Below are 17,125 nucleotides of genomic sequence, written 5' to 3' on the forward strand. Positions count from 1 at the left end.
AAACGGCACTCATCTGGTCCGGTGCGCAGTCGCGGCCACGCCCATGACGTCGAAATCGTCGACTACCACTGAGGTGCGGACTATGAAAAAGCTCCGGAACGTCCATCCCGGCGAAGTGCTGCAGGAGGAATTCCTCACGCCGATGGAGATGAGCCAGAACGCGCTGGCGCGAGCCATGAAAGTACCGCCGCGGCGCATCAACGAAATCGTGCATGGCGCGCGCAGCGTGACCGCTGACACCGCGCTGCGTCTGTCGATCGTATTCGGCACCTCACCGCAGTTCTGGATGAACCTCCAGAGCGACTACGATCTGGAGGAAGCCGCAGGAAACGCCGATCTCTCGGAGCTTCGCCCCCTCGCGGCATAGGCGCCCCGCCCTCACTTCCTCCCCACCAGATACTGCACGCCCTGTGGCCCGTAGCGCTCGGCGTGCGGCAGGTTGGCGGCGAGATGAAACACGTCGCCGGCCTTGTAGAGCCGCTCCTCGCCGCCCACGCGGATGTGCAGTTCGCCCTCGATGACCAGCGCCTTCGCTTCGAACGGATGCGAATGGACCTCCATGACGCCGGCTTCGCGCGTCACGACGACGGGCTCGGGAAAGCCTTCCTCAGCCAGGCTGCGGATGAATGTTTCGCGCTGCATGATTCGTCTCCTCGATCGGCGGTGTCGACCCGCCGGCAGCCAGTTTGGCACGCGTACCGGGACGCTGCACGACCTCGCGTCCTGCCGGGCCGCCAACTTGCGCGCAAAACCGGCGGCCAACCTTTCACTCAAATCAATCTGAAAGGCTTTAGAAAATTTTCTCCTTACATTACCAAAAGCTTTCAACTATAACGACATCACATGTCGCGATTTCCGCTATCTCGCGCATGCCTCAGCCCGTCCGGCCTAGCCGGCGGGCTTTTTTTCTGGCGCCGGCGGCATCGGTCACAAGCTTTCAAAAACCATACTCATCAATGCCCGGAGCTAGTAGAAGCCCTGAGATGTCTTCCGCTTGACTTCATTGATATATTACATATTGTGTAAACGACTGTCAGCTAAACGACAGGATTTGCGACTGCGATTCTGGCAACGACCGCCCCTCGCAGAAGACATTCATTCGAAGAAACCGGAGACACACATGGAGCATCGGCAAGGAGGGGCGTCGCGATTCGCGTCGCCGTGGACGCAACTCGTGCTCGGCGTCATCTGCATGGCGATGATCGCCAACATGCAGTACGGCTGGACGCTGTTCGTCAATCCGATCAACGAGAAGTATCACTGGGGGCGCGCCGCGATTCAGGTCGCGTTCACGATCTTCGTCGTCACCGAAACCTGGCTCGTGCCCGTGGAAGGGTGGCTCGTCGACAAGTACGGGCCGCGTCCCGTGGTCGTGGGCGGCGGGCTGTTGTGCGCGGTTGCCTGGGTGCTCAATTCGGTCGCCGCGTCGCTGCCCGTGCTCTATATCGCGGCCGCCATCGGCGGGCTCGGTGCGGGCGCCGTCTATGGCACCTGCGTCGGCAACGCGCTCAAATGGTTTCCGAACCGGCGCGGGCTCGCGGCCGGCATCACGGCGGCGGGCTTCGGAGCCGGCTCGGCTGCGACCGTCGTGCCGATCGCCAACATGATCAAGAGCAGCGGATACGAATCCACCTTCCTCTGGTTCGGTCTGGGGCAAGGGATCGTCGTGCTCGTGCTCGGCTTCGCGCTCAGCGCGCCCGCCTCGCACGGCGTAGCGGCGGCGAAACGCGCCATCGGACAAATGGGACACGCGGCGAAGCAGGTCGCGCAGAGTGCGAGCGCCGTCTACAACGCTAGCCCGCGCGAGGTGGTTGCGTCGCCCATCTTCTGGGTGATGTACGCCATGTTCGTGATGATGGCCGCAGGCGGCCTGATGGCGACCGCGCAGCTCGGCCCCATCGCGAAGGACTTCGGCCTGCACGACTCGCCCGTCTCGCTGCTCGGCCTCACGCTGCCTGCGCTCACGTTCGCGCTCACCATCGACCGCGTGCTCAACGGTCTCACGCGACCCTTCTTCGGCTGGGTATCGGACCGCATCGGCCGCGAGAACACGATGTTCGTCGCGTTCGGCATCGAGGCGATCGGCATCGTGCTGCTCTCGCAATACGGCCACAGCCCGACGGCGTTCGTCGTGCTCACGGGCATCGTGTTCTTCGCATGGGGCGAGATCTACAGCCTCTTCCCCGCCACCTGCGGCGACACCTTCGGTCCAAAGTTCGCCGCGACCAACGCGGGTCTGCTCTACACCGCGAAGGGCACGGCCGCGCTGCTCGTGCCGTTCACGAGCGTGATCACCGCGGCAACCGGCAGCTGGCACGCGGTATTCATGCTCGCCTCGGGCATGGCGGCGGTCTCCGCCCTGCTCGCCGTGTTCGTGCTCAAGCCATTGCGCCAGGCCCATCGGCAAAAGCATGCGGAACCGGCGGCCGACTTCCCGTATGGCAGCCCGCTCGTGCAGGACTGAGCCGCCTCATCTCGCGAAACCATAAAAAAACGCCGGCGTGAGCCGGCGTAAAGAGAGACTGCTACAACCCTTTGCTTAGGCGACCACGGGCGCCGCCTTCGCGTCTTCTTCCTGTTCCACCGACGAGCGGATCAGATAGTCGAATGCGCCGAGCGATGCCTTCGCGCCTTCGCCCACGGCGATCACGATCTGCTTGAACGGCACGGTCGTCACGTCGCCCGCGGCGAACACGCCCGGCACCGACGTCTGGCCCTTCGCGTCCACTTCGATCTCGCCGTGCTTCGACAGCGCCACCGTGCCCTTGAGGAACTCGGTGTTCGGCACGAGGCCGATCTGCACGAACACGCCTTCGAGTTCGAGATGACGCTTCTCGCCCGACGTGCGTTCGAGAAAAGCGAGACCCGTTACCTTCTGGCCGTCGCCGGAAATCTCCGTGGTTTGCGCGTTCACGTGCACCGTGACGTTCGGCAGGCTGCGCAGCTTGCGTTGCAGCACTTCGTCCGCACGCAGTTGTGCGCCGAATTCGAGCAGCGTGACATGGCTCACGATACCGGCCAGGTCGATCGCCGCTTCCACGCCCGAGTTGCCGCCGCCGATCACCGCCACGCGCTTGCCCTTGAAGAGCGGGCCGTCGCAGTGCGGGCAGTAGGCCACGCCCTTGTTCTTGTACTGCTGCTCGCCCGGCACATCGACGTTGCGCCAGCGCGCACCGGTGGCGAGCACGACGCTCTTCGCGCGCAGCGTCGCACCGCTTTGCGTGCGCACTTCGAAGCCGTTGCCCGTGGGCACGAGCGCATCGGCGCGCTGCAGGTTCATGATGTCGACGTCATAGGCGCGCACGTGCTGCTCCAGCGCCGTGGCGAACTTCGGCCCTTCCGTTTCCGTGACCGAGACGAAATTCTCGATGGCCATCGTGTCGAGCACCTGACCGCCGAAGCGCTCGGCGAGCACGCCGGTCTTGATGCCCTTGCGCGCCGCGTAGATCGCAGCCGCAGCGCCAGCGGGGCCGCCGCCGACGATGAGCATGTCGAATACATCCTTCTGGTTCAGCTTCTCGGCAGCACGCGACGAGGCGCCGGTGTCGAGCTTCGCGAGAATCTCTTCCACGCCCATGCGGCCCTGGCCGAACACTTCGCCGTTCAGGTAGATGGTCGGCACGGCCATGATCTGGCGCTTCTCGACTTCGTCCTGGTAGAGCGCGCCGTCGATCGTGACGATCTGCACATTCGGGTTGAGCGCAGCCATCGCGTTGATCGACTGCACGACTTCCGGGCAGTTCTGGCACGACAGCGACATATAGACTTCGAACGAGAACGCGCCGTCGAGCGCCTTCACCTGTTCAATGGTGTCGTTCTCGAGCTTGACCGGGTGGCCGCCCACCTGGAGCAGCGCCAGCACGAGCGACGTGAATTCGTGGCCCATCGGAATGCCCGCGAACGTGACCTTCACGTCGGAATTCGCGCGCTTGATGTCGAACGAAGGGGTACGCGCGTCGCCGGCTGCGGCGCCACGGCGTTCTTCGTGGGAGATGCGATTCGAGAGCGATGCGATGTCCTGCAGCAGTTGCTGCAGTTCTTGCGACTTCTCGCCATCGTCCAGGTACGCAACGATCTCGATCGACTGCGTGACTTTTTCGAGGTAGCTTTTGAGTTGATCTTTGAGGTTGGCGTCGAGCATGGCTTTTTTTCCGGCTAGAGAAGAAGCGGGGGAATTCTAAGTATTGCCTGGCAATTTCGCCGTTCCGCTTATGGCGTCGAGAGGCGAACAGGGCACCCGGGCCGCGGCCGCGTGGGCGCGGCCCGGGGATACAGCTAGTGAGACTTCGGCGTCATGCGATCAGGGCGATCGCATTTGCACAGCGACGCTTAGATCTTGCCGACGAGGTCGAGCGACGGCTTGAGTGTTTCAGCGCCCGGCGTCCACTTGGCGGGGCAGACTTCACCCGGGTGTGCTGCCACGTACTGGGCAGCTTGCACCTTGCGCAGCAGTTCCTTGGCGTCACGGCCGATGCCGTTGTCGTGGATTTCGCACAGCTTGATCTCGCCTTCCGGGTTGATCACGAACGTGCCGCGCAGTGCCAGACCTTCTTCTTCGATCATGACGTCGAAGTTGCGCGTGATTGCGCCCGTCGGGTCGCCGACCAGCGGGTAGTTGATCTTGGCGATCGTGTCCGACGTGTCGTGCCATGCCTTGTGCGTGAAGTGCGTGTCGGTCGACACACCGTAGACTTCAACGCCCAGCTTCTGGAATTCTGCGTACTGGTCAGCCAGGTCGCCGAGTTCGGTCGGGCACACGAAAGTGAAGTCGGCCGGGTAGAACACGACAACCGACCACTTGCCCTTGAGGTTTTCCTCAGAGACCGGAACGAACTTACCGTTGTGGTATGCGGTTGCCTTGAACGGCTTGACTTGCGTGTTGATGAGAGACATGCGTTGTTTCCTCGCTCTGGGTTGGGAAAAGGTATGGACGAAGATTACGGGAACCGCGTCCGTTTGAAAAATTGGTTGCTTTGATCGCGGGTATTAACCCTGCCTATCGGACCCCATAGCGTCCGTCAAAGCCCGCCGGCATGGGGGTTCCGCGCCCGCATCGCGCGGCCCGAGCAACCCTCGGGGCGGTGAGCATACAACGAAACTGCGACAATGCGCCTCACGCGGCCGCGCTGTCATGATGCGTTCACGAAGCTCTACCCGTTAGATGCAGGCGCAACGGCCCTTCTGCAAGGGCCGCAGGCTTGCTGCGTCAAAGCGCCCCGCCACGCGCGGTTGCCGCACGCGCCGCGAGCCGCTCGCGCAAGTATTGCGTGAATGCGCGGATCGTCACGGAAGCTTCACGATGCTGCGGGTACAGCGCATGGAGCGCGTTGGGCGGCGGCATGAACGGTTCCAGCACCTCCACCAGCAGGCCCGCGTCAACCGACCCCGCGACGATGAAGTCCGGCAGATAGCAGATGCCGAGCCCGGCAATGGCCGCGTCGCGGATCACTTCGCCATTGTTCGCGCGCAGCGGCCCGTGCACGTCGAAAGGCGTGCGCACGCCGTCGACGATGAATTCCCACGGCGCGCGGCCCTGCTGCCCGTACGGCAGGCAGGCGTGCTGCGCGAGCTCGGCGGGCGTTTGCGGCGCGCGCCGCCGGCGCCGGTAGCCGGGGCTGCAGCAGGCGATCATGCGCACGTCGATGAGCTTTTGCGCGACCAGCGTGGAATCCGCCAGCCGGCCGATGCGCAGCGCCATGTCGAAACCCTCGCCGATCACGTCGACGGTGCGGTCGCTCAGATCCATGTCGAAGCGCACGTCCGGATGCTCGCGCAGAAATTCGGCGACGAGCGGCGAAAGGTGCGCCATGCCGAACGACATCGGCGCGCTCACTTTCAGGAGGCCGCGGGGCTCGCTGCGCCGGTCCGACATGGCCTGCTCGGCCTCCGAGACGTCCGCAAGGATGCGCTTCGCGCGCTCGTAGAAGTCCTGGCCGAGGTCCGTGACCGCCAGCTTGCGCGTGTTGCGCACGAGCAGGCGCGCGCCCAGATCGGCCTCCAGCGCCGCCACGCGCCGACTCACGAACTGCTTGGAAAGCCGCAGCCGATGGGCTGCCGCCGTGAAATTGCCCGCATCTACGGTATTCACGAAGATCCGCATGTCGTCGAGTTGCATTGCGATTGTCCACTTCAATGTGACAGTGAGTCGTATTTTACGGCGATTCAAGTCGATTTGATTGACCTAAAATTCTTCCATCGCAACCCGTCAACCGAATCGAAACGATTCACACAGAGAGACGAAAATGATCGAACTTCGCAAGGCAGACCAACGCGGCCGCGGTGAACATGGCTGGCTCAGCTCGCGTCACACGTTTTCGTTTGCCAACTACTACGATCCGAAGCAAGTGGGCTTCTCGGACCTGCTCGTGATCAACGACGACCGCGTGGCCCCGGCGCGCGGCTTTGGCAAGCACCCGCACCGCGACATGGAAATCTTCTCGTACGTGCTGGAAGGCGCGCTGGAGCACAAGGATTCGATGGGCACGGGCTCGGTGATCGTTCCCGGCGACGTGCAGCTGATGAGCGCCGGCACCGGTGTCGCGCACAGCGAGTTCAACCACTCGGCCGACGAAGGGGTGCACTTCCTGCAGATCTGGATTGCGCCGAACGTGAAGGGCGCGCAACCGCGCTACCAGCAGAAGAACATCGCCGATGAGGAAAAGCGCGGCAAGTTCCGCCTGATTCTCTCGCCGGACGGCGCCGAAGACTCGCTGCTGCTGCGCCAGGATACACGCGTGTATGCCGGCCGCCTCGACGGCGCGGAAACGGCGAAGGTCGAAGTGGGCGCCGACCGCTACGCCTACGTTCACGTGGCGCGCGGCAGCGTGAAGCTGAACGGCGTGGAACTGGGCGAAGGCGACGGCGCGCGCATCCGCTCCGAGCGCGAGTTGAGCTTCAGCGACGGACACGATGCAGAGGTCCTGGTGTTCGATCTGCGTAATATCGAAGTGTCGGAGCTTTGGTCTTAACCTGCGCGTCGCGCCTGAGGTTATGCTGGCGCAGACCGGCGCGCGGCGGTCCGCTCACTGAGAGCGGGCCGCCGCCCGGCGAAGCGCGAACTGATACGTAGTGAACTGCTTAAAACTTCTTCGGAGAAAAACATGCGATACAACCTGTTCGGGCCGGGCAACGACGTCGTGCTGCTGGTCTCGCGCATTCTGCTGACTTCCCTGTTCATCCTGTTCGGCTGGTCCAAGATCACCGGCTTTTCGGGCACCGTCGACTACATGGCGCACGTGGGCGCGCCCGTGCCGATGCTGTCGGCCGTCATCGCCGTGATCATGGAGTTCGCGGTCGGCATCCTGCTGCTCGTGGGCTTCTACACGCGGCCCCTCGCCGTGCTGCTCGCGATCTATACCGTTGCGACCGCCTTCATCGGCCATCACTTCTGGACCATGACCGGCGCCGATCAAATGGCGAACATGATCAACTTCTACAAGAACATCAGCATCGCCGGCGGCCTGCTCGCACTCGCAGTGACGGGTCCGGGAGCGATCTCGATCGACAGGAAGTAACGCACGGTTTTGTTTGACTGCGGAAAGGCGCGATGCTGGATGGCATCGCGCCTTTTTTGTATGCGTGAGAATTTGATCAAATTTGCTACTCGAATTGGCCGTGCGAAGATTTGATCAAATCTCAAGGAGACACGCGTGCAAGCTCGTCAAGGCGTGCTCATCACGCCGTTCCACAACATGATGCTCGTGTGCCCGGAAACGACCGGGGCCGACGTCGACGGCCTGCTTGCCGCCTTCGATGCCTGCGCGAATGAACTGAGCGAACTCAGCACACGATGAAGACACGCGCACATCAATCGCTGCAGGACGAGACTTACGCCACGCTGCGCCGCTGGCTGAGCCTCGGGCGCTTCGTGCCGGGCGAGCGTCTGCGCATCCACGCGCTCGCGGAACAACTGGGCGTGGGCGAGATGCCGGTGCGCGCGGCGCTCGTGCGCCTCGCAGGCGAGTCCGCACTCGTGAACCTGCCCAACCGCGGCGTGGTCGTGCCACAACTCACGCGCGCGCAGTTCGACGACGTGCTCAACATGCGCGTGATGCTCGAAGGCGAAGCGGCGTTTCTCGCCGCCACGCGCCTCACCGCCAGCGAAATCGCGCAGCTCGACGCGCTGTGCGCGCAGATGGCCGAGGCGCTCGCGCAGAACAAGCGCACGCGCTATCTCGACGCCAACGAAGCGTTCCACCTCGTGCTCTATCGCGCGAGCGGATCGGCGCTGCTCGTGGATCTGATCGAAACGGTGTGGCTCCAGGTGGGCCCGATCTCGAACCTGCTGTTCGACGACGCCGACTTCACGCGCACGCTCAACGATGCGCACGAAGGCCTCATGCGCCGGCTCAAGCGCCGCGACGCGCAAGGCGCGCGGCGCGCCGTCGAGCGCGACTTGCGCCACGCGGCAAAGCCGTTGCGCATGCATTGCCTGCCCGACGATCCGCACACGGTAAACACGGCTTGATATGCTTGGCAGCGCGCCCGCCTGGCCTCACGTTTTTTCTTACGACCGATCACGCGCAATGCACGACCCACAAGACAACCTCTACGCCTATCTCACTTCGCTCCAGCAATCGGCGCTGGGCGCGCTCAAGCGCCTGCCGCTCAGGAGCCGCGCCGCGCAAGGCACGCTCATGGCGCTGCGCGCCGTCTGCGCAGCGGGTCTCGCGTACAGCATCGGCCGCGCGCTCCACACCGAACAGGCGTTCTGGGCCGCGATCACGGCGATTGCCGTGACCCAGCACGACTACGCCGATACGCTCGCGCAGTCGCGCGACCAGTTCATCGGCGCGATTGCGGGCGGCGCGGTGGGGCTCGCAACGGCGGCGTTCGGCCCGGAAAATCTCGCGGCCTACCTCGTCGCCGTGAGCGTGGTGATCATCGGCTGCTGGTGCCTGAGCGTGAGCACCGCCGCGCGACTGGGCGCGATCACCACCACCATCGTGCTGCTCGTGCCCATGAACGGGCCGGTGTGGGACGTCGCGCTCTTTCGCGTGGCGCAAGTCGCCATCGGCATGGCCTGCGCGGTGCCGGTCAGCTGGCTGTTCTCGTATGTCGAACGGCGCTGGCTGCAGTTGTGAGCCGCTTCTCTCAACGCCTGCGAAATAAACCATCTCCGCGCGCTCAGGAATCCGGCCCGGATTAGCGGCGATAATCGATGCCGCTGTGCGGCGCAGGTTGCCGGGGGCGAAATCTGCGGCGCGTGCGCACAGTCGCCCCGCAAATGCCCCCGTCGACGCGAAATCGTGCGAAACTCCCCCGCCGCGCTCTGCCGCCGTCATGCCGATGATGGCGGTTTTTCGGGGCGCAATCGAGACCGCAACCCACGCCGCCGCAAGATCACCCTATGAACACCACCCCCCGTCCCGCCGCTTCGAACGCCAAGTCCGGCAAGTCCATCTCGCTCCTGCAAATGCTCGCGCTGATCGGCGCTTTCGGCATCGCGGCCTCGCTGCTGTTCCGCTACTTCCTGTAAGTGCGGCGCGTCAGGGGCATCAAGCCAACCGTTTTCGCTCATGTACAAGAAAGGCGTCGCCCTCGAAATCCAGTTCTCTCCTGAACGCCTGAATGACGGCGCAGGCGACCCGTACTGGATCGACCTCACCGCCGACGAAGCCGCCGCGCTGCTTGCCACGCTGCAAAGCAAGCTCGCTGACCGCGAGAGCACCGCAGCGCCGCTCGTCGTCGCGCTCGACACCCCGCCCGAAGGCGCCGCGCCCGAGGCATCGGCAAGCGCCTCGACGGCTGCGGCCAGCGCCGACGACGGCCTCAAGCAATGGGTCTGCGTGATCTGCGGCTGGGTGTACGACGAAGCCGCAGGCGCCCCCGACGACGGCCTCGCTCCCGGCACCCGCTGGGCCGACGTGCCCGACGACTGGCGCTGCCCGCTCTGCGACGTGGGCAAGGAAGACTTCGCGCTCGTCGAGTTCTGACGCGCGCCGTCAAAGGCGCGCGGCGCTCATGCGCCCACGCGCCCGAGTGGCTCGTAGAAGAGCGCAAACAACTCCGACTGCGAACTCACGCCGAGCTTCGCGTAAATATGCTTCTTGTGCGCACGCACGGTCTCGAACGAAATTTCGAGCCGCTCCGCAATCGCACGCGTGGAAAAGCCGCTCAGGCTCAAACGCACCACTTCGATCTCGCGCGCGGTGAGCGCCACGCGTCCGCTTTGCTGCGTGACCGCCTCGATGCGGCTGGCGAAGCCCGCCTCGCTCAACTGCCCCTGCTGCGCCGCGCTGTCGGCTTCGGCCACATCCGACGCGACCGCCTCGGCAACACCTTCGGCAAACGTCTCATACGCAAGCCGCTGCTTCATGAGCGCGACCACCCACGGCGCGAACATCGCGAACAGCGCAATATCGCGCTCCGTGTAATGGTGCTTTGCGCCTAGCGAGAAAATCAGCGTGCGCGCTTCGTCGAGCGGCACGTTGAACTGCACTTCGTCGCCGATGATGTTGCTCTTGAAGTAGCGCTGGTAATAGTCCGTCATGCTGAAGTTGTCGGGCGCGACTTCGGCGAGCGTGACGAGCCCCGCGCGCGGCTTTTCGCTCGCGTTCAGATAGAACGGATCGAGCAGGTACATCCCCTCCAGATACGCGCGGAACAACAGATCCACGGTGCCGTCGGGCATGGGCGACTCGGCGCACACGAGCGGCGCGCGGTCGCGCCGGAAGACGAGCGCAACCCAGTTGTCGAACGCGACGAAGCGCTCGACCACACGCGTCATGCGGGTCCAGAAGTCGGGGCCGTCGAGGGCGTCGATCAGCGTCGCGATATGGTGATGGAACGCGCGGTCCCGCCAGTCCAGTTCCATGAGGGGCTCCATGGGTCCTCCGATCAGGGTACCCCTGCAGGGTAATTTCTCGACAAAAATAACGTGGAGATAATAGCCGCTCCAGACGCCCACGCGGTGCTTTACGTAATACATAAGGAAGGAGACAGGCATGCAACTCGAACTCGCGCAGATCCCGGTCGTGGACGGCGCAGTCGCTCCCAACCTCGCCCGCGTACTCGACGCTACGGCCAAACGCCGCGCAGGCAGCGATCTCATCGTCTTCCCCGAAGCCACGCTCACGGGCTTTCCCACCCGCGAAAACGTGCGCGATGTGGCCGAATCGCTCGAAGGTCCGTCTTTGAGCAAAGTCCGTGACGCCGCGCGCGCTGCCAACATCGGCGTGGCGGTCGGCCTCGCCGAGCGCGACGGCGACCGCTTCTACAACACGACCGTCCTGATCGACGAACACGGCGACATCGCGCTGCGTTACCGCAAGACGCATCTGTGGGCCACGGACGTGGGCGTGTTCACGCCCGGCGACCGCTTCGAGGTGTGCGAATACAAGGGCACGACCGTGGGTCTCCTGATCTGCTACGACATCGAGTTTCCCGAAACGGCGCGCGCCGTGGCCTCGCTCGGCGCGGAAATGCTCGTCGTCACGAACGGCAACATGGATCCGTTCGGCCCCGTGCATCGCCGCGCGATCGTTGCGCGCGCCATGGAGAACCAGATGTTCGCCGCGCTCGTGAACCGCACCGGCGACGGCGACGACAACCTCACGTTCCCCGGCGAAACGGCGCTCGTGAGCCCGTTCGGCGACGTGCTCTGCGAGTTGAAGAACGAAGACGCGGTGCTGCACGCGAAGGTGGATCGCACGCTGCTCGCGCAAAGCCGCGAACACTACAGCTATCTGCACGACGCACGCATTGCACTCAATCTCGCGGACGAGAACGACGCGCAAGGTCGTCGCTCGCTCAGTATCCGGCCGCGCACGCGCTAATGGCCTTAGCAGCGTCAAGCAGCAAAACCCGGTAACAAGCCCGGCAACCAGCGATCCGGCAAGCCGCCATGCGCGGCTCGCCAGGCTCGCCCATGCCTGCCAGAACCGCAGCACCCAGGAGACAACTGCATCATGAAGCCTGCCTCGCCGTCGCATGAACGCGGCACTCAAGAACCTCACCTGAAGCGCACACTCGGCCTGCCGTCCGTGCTCCTGTTCGGCCTCGCCTATATGGCGCCGCTGATCGTCTACGGCACCTACGGCGTGCTCGCCGGCGCGAGCCAGGACACCGCCGCCCTCGCGTATCTCATCGCGCTCGTCGCAATCGTCTTCACGGCGCTTAGCTACGGCAAGCTCGCGCGCCTTTTCCCGGTCGCGGGTTCGGCCTACACGTACACGCGCAAAAGCTTCAATTCGCACCTGGGCTTCATGATCGGCTGGGCCACGCTGCTCGATTACTTCTTCCTGCCGATGGTGATCTGGCTGATCGGCGCGGCGTATCTTGGCGCGGCGTTCCCGAGCGTGCCCACCTGGATCTGGATCGTCGCGTTCATCGTGCTCACGAGTGCGCTGAACGTCATCGGCATCGAACTCGCGGCGCGTTTCAACATCGTGCTGATGATCGTGCAGCTCGGCATCGCGGCCATGTTCGTAGTCCTGTGCTTGCACTACGCCTCCGCGGCCGCGGGCCCGGGCGGCCTGATCACGGCGCAGCCGTTCTTCCAGCCGCACGTGCCGCTCTCGGCCACGATGGCGGGCGCCGCGATCGCCGCGTATTCGTACCTCGGCTTCGACGCCGTTTCCACGCTCACCGAGGAAACCATCGAGCCCGAAAAGACCATTCCGCGCGCCATCGTGCTGATCGCGCTGGTGGGCGGCGCGATCTTCGTGATCGCCGCGTACACGCTGCAGCTCGCGCATCCGGGCGCCGTATTCAAGGACCCCGATTCGGCCGCGTTCGAAATCGCACGCAAGGTGGGCGGCGATATCTTCGTGACGATTTTCCTCGCGGGCCTGATCCTCGCGCAGTTCGCCTCGGGCATCTCCGCGCAGGCCAGCGTGGGGCGTCTGCTCTATGCGATGGGCCGCGATGAGGTGCTGCCGAAGTCGATCTTCGGCTACATCCACCCGCGCTTTCGCACGCCTGCGATCAACATCGCCATCGCCGGTGTCGTCGGTCTGATCGCGCTGAAACTCGACGTGGCCACCTCCACCTCGTTCATCAACTTCGGCGCGTTCCTCGCGTTCACTTCGGTGAACCTGTGCGTGATCCGCCAGTACTTCAGCGGCGCTGCAGGCACGCGTGGCTTCGGGTTGCTCGGCGGCGTGGTGTTCCCGCTGATCGGCGCCGTGACCGACATCTGGCTGCTGTGCAGCCTCGAAAAGACCGCCATCGTGCTCGGCGTGGTCTGGTTCGTACTCGGCCTCGTGTACCTCGGCTGGATCACGCGGTGCTTCCGCCAGGCGCCGCCGGAGATGGCGGTGTAAGCGCAGCGCTCCACACGTAAGTCTGCTGCAATGAAAACGGCGAGCGTCCCTCACGGGGTGCTCGCCGTTTTTCCATTCTGCGCAGCGAAAAGAAACGCTTAGCTGTCCAGACCAGCCAGCCGCGCCGCGGCCATCACTTCGCGCCTGGTGTCGAGAATATGCCGCTCGATCAGCGCCACCACTTCATCCACGTCGCGCCGCTTGCAGGCATCGACGATCGCATAGTGATCGCTTTGCACCTCGTTCTTTTCCGTATCGAGCGACATGCGCAGATGCGGATATCGATTCGTCGTGCTCAGGCAGTACTCCTCGATCATCTTGCGCAGCCGCGAGTTATTCGCGGGCGCGCACAGCGCCAGATGGAACTGGCGGTTGCATTCGGCCCACTCCGCGGGTGACGACGCGGCGTCGTACGCCGCGAGAATGCGCTTCATCACGTCGATGTCGCCCGCCACCATGTTCGGCACCGCGAGCTTCGCCGCATAGGTCTCAAGCGCCGCGCGAATGTCGAGCAGCTCGCAGATCTCCTGCGTTGACATGGCGATCACCACCGCGCCGCGATTGAGCTGGTAGCTCACGAGCCCTTCGGCCTCGAGCTGGCGCAGCGCCTCGCGCACGGGAATGCGGCTCGCGCCGAAGCGCTCCGCGAGGCTCTCCTGGCGCAACTGCGCACCGGGCGGCAGCACGCCGCGCAGGATCTCGTCGCGCAGCTGGTCGCGGATCGTTTGAGGCAGCGATCGCTGGTCTTCCTTGGCCTGCACTGTCGTCATGAGCTCGTGGGCGTCGGGCGGACGAACGCCGTCCGACGAAAAAGTGTTGTCGTCAATATTTTTGCCTGCCAGAATTGGATACAATCCAGTCGCTTCTGGATATTTATGCTGGCAGTACGGATCCGCCAGCCATTCCCACTGTGCCGTGTCCTTCTCTGGAGACTGTATAGGTTTCTGTAAGCATCTGAAAACCAAGCAATTTTAGCGTATCCACCGGGCCGTCCCGGGGCTGTTGCGTGCGCAACGGTTTCGCCCGGCAAACCGCCATCTGGCGGCCGGTTCCTTTTGCTTCACCCCTGCGCAAAAAGGCACGCCGCGCGCTCCGAACGCGGTGCGGGCCCGGCTGCGCCCATGAAAAACGTAGACCGCTGAGGAGAGAACCAGAATGAACCCAAGCAAACCCCATCTGCGCCTGCGCGCGCCCGTTGTGCTTGCCGCCGTCGCGGCCCTGTGGAGCGCCGGCGCGCTCGCCCAGGCCACCGACGTCAAGATCGGCTTCGCCGCCCCGCTCACGGGCGGCCAGGCTCACTACGGCGCGGACTTCCGCAGCGGCGTGCAAATGGCGATCGACGACGAGAACGCCACCAACCCGACCATCGGCGGCAAGCCCGTGCACTTCGTGCTCGACGCCTACGACGACCAGGCCGACCCGCGCACCGGCACGACCGTCGCGCAAAAGCTCGTGGACGACGGCGTTGCGGCCGTGATCGGCCACTTCAACTCGGGCACCAGCATTCCCGCCTCGCCGATCTACGCGAAGGCCGGCATTCCCGAGATCGCGACGGCCACCGCGCCCACCTATACGCGCCAGGGGCTGCCCACCACGTTCCGCCTCGTCACGTCCGACGCACAGCAAGGCAGCGTGCTCGGCGAGTACGTCGTGAAGGACCTGAAGTTCAAGCGCTTCGCCGTGATCGACGATCGCACGGCCTATGGTCAAGGCGTGGCCGAAGAGTTCGCCAAGGCCGTGAAGGCAGCGGGCGGCACGGTGGTCGCGCAGGAGTTCACCAACGACAAGGCCGTGGACTTCCGCTCGATCCTCACGCACATCAAGTCGGCCGACGCCGACGCGATCTTCTACGGCGGCGCCGACACTCAGGCCGCGCCGATGCTCAAGCAAATGAAGTCGCTCGCGATCAAGGCCACGCTGATCGGCCCCGACATGATGCACTCGGACGAACTCATCAAGATCGCCGGTCCGGCGGCCGATGGCGCGCTCGCTTCGTCGGGCGGCAGCCCGCTCGACCAGATGCCGGGCGGCAAGCGCTACGTCGAGCGCTACACCAAGCGCTTCAACAAGCCGGTCGAACTGTACTCGCCGTACGCGTACGACGGCACGCGCGCCGTGTTTGCCGCCATGAGGAAGGCGAACTCGACCGATCCGCACATCTACCTCGCTTCGCTCAAGACCACCAACATGAAGGGCGTGACCACGAACGAGCTGGCCTACGACCAGTACGGCGACCTCAAATACGGCGGCGTGACGGTCTACAAGGTCGTGAACGGCAAGTGGCAGCCGCTCACGACGGTCGGCACGAAGTAAGTCGACGGAACGAACCGATGAAGTGAGCCCACACTGACGCCGCGTTGCGGGCGCGGCGGCGAGTGTGGCCCGACGATTTAGCGCATTGCGCACAGGAACAGCCGGCGGTACCCGGCTGCGGCGCACGCCAGCGAGTGCTCTTCTCCGCTCGCTGTCCCGGGCGCCGGGTTGACACGGGCTTTCGCGTTGGGCGGAGGCCCGTTTTTTTCGTCATGTGGAATGTAAGCTTCGGGACGCCTTCGTCCGGCTTTCGAAATGCCTCGAAAAAACGAGCGTTCGGTCGCGCGCAGCGGAACCGAACTACAATGCATGCCGTCCGATGCAATGCCGCATTGCTGCCCTGTTTGCCCCGAACATGTCCCGTTTTTCGAAAGTTGTCCCTCGTTTGCCCGTCCCGCTTCGCAGCGCCGCCCTCGCCGTAACCACGGTGACGCTGGCCGCTGCGCTCGGCGCGTGCTCATCGCCCAAGCCCAAGTTTCAGGAAGATCAGCTACTGAGCACCGCGCCGAGCCAGTTCTCGCGCAGCTTCAGCTACGCGAGCACCGACGCCTGCGAGTCGTCGCGCCGCGCGCTGCTGAGCCAGGGCTACATGACGACAATGACGCGCAACGACACCGTCGACGCCACGAAGAACTTCCAGCCGACGATGGATCAGCACATCGTCGTGGAGGTGCACGTGGTCTGCACGCCGGGCGATGCGAGCAATACGAGCATGGTGTACGTGAACGCCGTGCAGAACGGCTACGCGCTCAAGAAGAGCGATACCTCGGCGAGCGTCGGGCTCTCGATTCTGGGGTCGGTTTCGCTGCCGATCCGCTCGAACAGCGACGAAATGGTGAAGATTTCGAGCGAGACGATCCAGTCTGGCCCGTTTTATTCGCGCTTCTTCGATCTGGTCGGGCGGTACTTGAGCGCTTCGGCGCGCAGCGAGCCTGTGCCGGGTGCCGGCGCGATCAAGATTTCGCCGTTGCCGCCGCCGATCGAGCCGGTCACGGCAAGCGCCGCGCCCGCCGCGACTACGGTGGGGTCGGCCGCGCCGGCCGCCGCTGCGGCGGCTGCGGCGACGGGTGCGGCGGTGTTGCATGGCAGCACGCTGCCGGCCGCGCCGGTCGTGACGGCGCCACCGGCTGCGCCCGCGCCAGCGCCGGCGCCTGCCACGGCGGCACCCGCCCCCGCCGCTTCTGCTCCGGGCGCATCCGCACCGGTCGACCACGGCGCTGCAGCCGCGGCGGCGATCATGGGCGTGCCGGCGCCGGTTGCGGCAAACCCGCAGGCTGCGGGGCTCGCGACGAGTGTGACCACTCACAATGCGGCGATGCCCGCGGCGGCGTCTGCGGCCGTGGCGGCGTCGGCTAGCGTAGCGGCGGCACAAACGCTCGCATCGGCCTCCGGCACCCAGAGCGTGGCAGCGGAATCGGCAACGCCGTCAGCTGCCGCCGCCACCCCGACGGCAGCGCCGGCCGCATTGACTCCCTCGCCTTAAGCGCCGCCGCGCGCCGAACCGGCGTCACGCCAGCCCGCTCGCGCCCCCTCGCGCGAGCCATCCG

General features: G+C 64.8%; 19 protein-coding genes. 13 read left to right on the plus strand and 6 right to left on the minus strand.

Annotated elements, in window-relative coordinates:
- The first annotated feature begins 82 nt into the window (after positions 1-82).
- Complete coding sequence (locus AB4Y35_RS00920) at positions 83-367, plus strand: HigA family addiction module antitoxin (protein WP_342919065.1); 285 nt, start codon at positions 83-85, stop codon at positions 365-367.
- A gap of 11 nt (positions 368-378) precedes the next feature.
- Here AB4Y35_RS00920 and AB4Y35_RS00925 read toward each other — a convergent pair whose 3' ends face one another.
- Entirely contained in the window at positions 379-642 is a 264-nt protein-coding gene (locus AB4Y35_RS00925) for a cupin domain-containing protein (protein WP_368702994.1), read from the minus strand.
- A 478-nt stretch (positions 643-1,120) separates the two neighbouring features.
- Between AB4Y35_RS00925 and oxlT the strand changes: the two genes are divergently transcribed.
- On the plus strand, positions 1,121-2,464 hold the full coding sequence (gene oxlT, locus AB4Y35_RS00930) for an oxalate/formate MFS antiporter (protein WP_368702995.1): 1,344 nt from the start codon (positions 1,121-1,123) through the stop codon (positions 2,462-2,464).
- Positions 2,465-2,539: 75 nt separating this feature from the next.
- Here oxlT and ahpF read toward each other — a convergent pair whose 3' ends face one another.
- The 3 genes from ahpF to AB4Y35_RS00945 all read right to left on the minus strand — a co-directional run bounded on the left by ahpF (position 2,540) and on the right by AB4Y35_RS00945 (position 6,115).
- Positions 2,540-4,141: an alkyl hydroperoxide reductase subunit F gene (gene ahpF / locus AB4Y35_RS00935; RefSeq protein ID WP_368702996.1), complete on the minus strand. Its 1,602-nt coding sequence runs from the start codon at positions 4,139-4,141 to the stop codon at positions 2,540-2,542.
- Between the two features lie 188 nt (positions 4,142-4,329).
- Positions 4,330-4,893 (minus strand): alkyl hydroperoxide reductase subunit C, encoded by a 564-nt coding sequence (gene ahpC, locus AB4Y35_RS00940; RefSeq protein WP_368702997.1) that lies wholly within the window; start codon positions 4,891-4,893, stop codon positions 4,330-4,332.
- 313 nt (positions 4,894-5,206) lie between these two features.
- Positions 5,207-6,115, minus strand: coding sequence for a LysR family transcriptional regulator (locus tag AB4Y35_RS00945; RefSeq protein ID WP_368688633.1), 909 nt, complete (start codon positions 6,113-6,115; stop codon positions 5,207-5,209).
- A gap of 127 nt (positions 6,116-6,242) precedes the next feature.
- Between AB4Y35_RS00945 and AB4Y35_RS00950 the strand changes: the two genes are divergently transcribed.
- From AB4Y35_RS00950 to AB4Y35_RS00980, 7 genes are all read left to right on the plus strand, one after another.
- Positions 6,243-6,968, plus strand: a complete 726-nt coding sequence (locus AB4Y35_RS00950; RefSeq protein ID WP_342919069.1) for a pirin family protein — start codon at positions 6,243-6,245, stop codon at positions 6,966-6,968.
- 132 nt (positions 6,969-7,100) lie between these two features.
- Complete coding sequence (locus AB4Y35_RS00955) at positions 7,101-7,514, plus strand: DoxX family protein (RefSeq protein WP_042268447.1); 414 nt, start codon at positions 7,101-7,103, stop codon at positions 7,512-7,514.
- A 135-nt stretch (positions 7,515-7,649) separates the two neighbouring features.
- Positions 7,650-7,793 (plus strand): hypothetical protein, encoded by a 144-nt coding sequence (locus tag AB4Y35_RS00960; protein ID WP_368703875.1) that lies wholly within the window; start codon positions 7,650-7,652, stop codon positions 7,791-7,793.
- Positions 7,790-8,467, plus strand: a complete 678-nt coding sequence (locus tag AB4Y35_RS00965; RefSeq protein WP_368702998.1) for a GntR family transcriptional regulator — start codon at positions 7,790-7,792, stop codon at positions 8,465-8,467. The genes AB4Y35_RS00960 and AB4Y35_RS00965 overlap by 4 nt, the downstream gene beginning before the upstream one ends.
- Positions 8,468-8,525: 58 nt before the next feature.
- Positions 8,526-9,083, plus strand: coding sequence for an FUSC family protein (locus AB4Y35_RS00970; protein WP_342919072.1), 558 nt, complete (start codon positions 8,526-8,528; stop codon positions 9,081-9,083).
- A gap of 266 nt (positions 9,084-9,349) precedes the next feature.
- Positions 9,350-9,478 carry a hypothetical protein gene (locus tag AB4Y35_RS00975; protein ID WP_368702999.1) on the plus strand — a complete coding sequence of 43 codons (129 nt, stop codon included), beginning with the start codon at positions 9,350-9,352 and terminating at the stop codon, positions 9,476-9,478.
- A 40-nt stretch (positions 9,479-9,518) separates the two neighbouring features.
- Positions 9,519-9,935, plus strand: coding sequence for a rubredoxin (locus tag AB4Y35_RS00980; RefSeq protein WP_368703000.1), 417 nt, complete (start codon positions 9,519-9,521; stop codon positions 9,933-9,935).
- A 26-nt stretch (positions 9,936-9,961) separates the two neighbouring features.
- On the opposite strand, the gene AB4Y35_RS00985 is transcribed toward AB4Y35_RS00980, so the two are convergent.
- Positions 9,962-10,816 carry a response regulator transcription factor gene (locus AB4Y35_RS00985; protein ID WP_368703001.1) on the minus strand — a complete coding sequence of 285 codons (855 nt, stop codon included), beginning with the start codon at positions 10,814-10,816 and terminating at the stop codon, positions 9,962-9,964.
- 130 nt (positions 10,817-10,946) lie between these two features.
- Here AB4Y35_RS00985 and AB4Y35_RS00990 point away from each other — a divergent pair, with 130 nt between their 5' ends.
- Complete coding sequence (locus AB4Y35_RS00990; RefSeq protein WP_368703002.1) at positions 10,947-11,777, plus strand: carbon-nitrogen hydrolase family protein; 831 nt, start codon at positions 10,947-10,949, stop codon at positions 11,775-11,777.
- Between the two features lie 132 nt (positions 11,778-11,909).
- Positions 11,910-13,265 carry an APC family permease gene (locus AB4Y35_RS00995; RefSeq protein WP_368703003.1) on the plus strand — a complete coding sequence of 452 codons (1,356 nt, stop codon included), beginning with the start codon at positions 11,910-11,912 and terminating at the stop codon, positions 13,263-13,265.
- A gap of 98 nt (positions 13,266-13,363) precedes the next feature.
- Here the strand turns inward: AB4Y35_RS00995 and AB4Y35_RS01000 are convergent, their stop codons facing one another.
- On the minus strand, positions 13,364-14,035 hold the full coding sequence (locus AB4Y35_RS01000) for a GntR family transcriptional regulator (RefSeq protein WP_342919077.1): 672 nt from the start codon (positions 14,033-14,035) through the stop codon (positions 13,364-13,366).
- A 385-nt stretch (positions 14,036-14,420) separates the two neighbouring features.
- Between AB4Y35_RS01000 and AB4Y35_RS01005 the strand changes: the two genes are divergently transcribed.
- Together AB4Y35_RS01005 and AB4Y35_RS01010 are read left to right on the plus strand one after the other, a co-directional pair.
- The gene (locus AB4Y35_RS01005; RefSeq protein ID WP_368703004.1) at positions 14,421-15,578 is read left to right on the plus strand and encodes a branched-chain amino acid ABC transporter substrate-binding protein; all 1,158 of its coding nucleotides are present in this window, start codon (positions 14,421-14,423) and stop codon (positions 15,576-15,578) included.
- 385 nt (positions 15,579-15,963) lie between these two features.
- Complete coding sequence (locus AB4Y35_RS01010; RefSeq protein ID WP_368703005.1) at positions 15,964-17,061, plus strand: DUF2242 domain-containing protein; 1,098 nt, start codon at positions 15,964-15,966, stop codon at positions 17,059-17,061.
- Positions 17,062-17,125: the final 64 nt, after the last annotated feature.

This window comes from Paraburkholderia sp. EG286A (genome assembly GCF_040965375.1).
GTDB lineage: Bacteria > Pseudomonadota > Gammaproteobacteria > Burkholderiales > Burkholderiaceae > Paraburkholderia.

Excerpts from the sequence above, each read along its gene's own strand:
- AB4Y35_RS00925 (WP_368702994.1), bottom strand. The coding sequence starts at position 642 with ATGCAGCGCGAAACATTCATCCGCAGCCTGGCTGAGGAAGGCTTTCCC.
- AB4Y35_RS00955 (WP_042268447.1), top strand. The coding sequence starts at position 7,101 with ATGCGATACAACCTGTTCGGGCCGGGCAACGACGTCGTGCTGCTGGTC.
- AB4Y35_RS01005 (WP_368703004.1), top strand. The coding sequence starts at position 14,421 with ATGAACCCAAGCAAACCCCATCTGCGCCTGCGCGCGCCCGTTGTGCTT.
- AB4Y35_RS00990 (WP_368703002.1), top strand. The coding sequence starts at position 10,947 with ATGCAACTCGAACTCGCGCAGATCCCGGTCGTGGACGGCGCAGTCGCT.
- AB4Y35_RS00970 (WP_342919072.1), top strand. The coding sequence starts at position 8,526 with ATGCACGACCCACAAGACAACCTCTACGCCTATCTCACTTCGCTCCAG.
- AB4Y35_RS00985 (WP_368703001.1), bottom strand. The coding sequence starts at position 10,816 with ATGGAACTGGACTGGCGGGACCGCGCGTTCCATCACCATATCGCGACG.
- AB4Y35_RS00950 (WP_342919069.1), top strand. The coding sequence starts at position 6,243 with ATGATCGAACTTCGCAAGGCAGACCAACGCGGCCGCGGTGAACATGGC.
- AB4Y35_RS00965 (WP_368702998.1), top strand. The coding sequence starts at position 7,790 with ATGAAGACACGCGCACATCAATCGCTGCAGGACGAGACTTACGCCACG.
- AB4Y35_RS00995 (WP_368703003.1), top strand. The coding sequence starts at position 11,910 with ATGAAGCCTGCCTCGCCGTCGCATGAACGCGGCACTCAAGAACCTCAC.
- ahpC (WP_368702997.1), bottom strand. The coding sequence starts at position 4,893 with ATGTCTCTCATCAACACGCAAGTCAAGCCGTTCAAGGCAACCGCATAC.
- AB4Y35_RS00945 (WP_368688633.1), bottom strand. The coding sequence starts at position 6,115 with ATGCAACTCGACGACATGCGGATCTTCGTGAATACCGTAGATGCGGGC.
- AB4Y35_RS00975 (WP_368702999.1), top strand. The coding sequence starts at position 9,350 with ATGAACACCACCCCCCGTCCCGCCGCTTCGAACGCCAAGTCCGGCAAG.
- AB4Y35_RS01000 (WP_342919077.1), bottom strand. The coding sequence starts at position 14,035 with ATGACGACAGTGCAGGCCAAGGAAGACCAGCGATCGCTGCCTCAAACG.
- ahpF (WP_368702996.1), bottom strand. The coding sequence starts at position 4,141 with ATGCTCGACGCCAACCTCAAAGATCAACTCAAAAGCTACCTCGAAAAA.
- oxlT (WP_368702995.1), top strand. The coding sequence starts at position 1,121 with ATGGAGCATCGGCAAGGAGGGGCGTCGCGATTCGCGTCGCCGTGGACG.
- AB4Y35_RS00920 (WP_342919065.1), top strand. The coding sequence starts at position 83 with ATGAAAAAGCTCCGGAACGTCCATCCCGGCGAAGTGCTGCAGGAGGAA.
- AB4Y35_RS00980 (WP_368703000.1), top strand. The coding sequence starts at position 9,519 with ATGTACAAGAAAGGCGTCGCCCTCGAAATCCAGTTCTCTCCTGAACGC.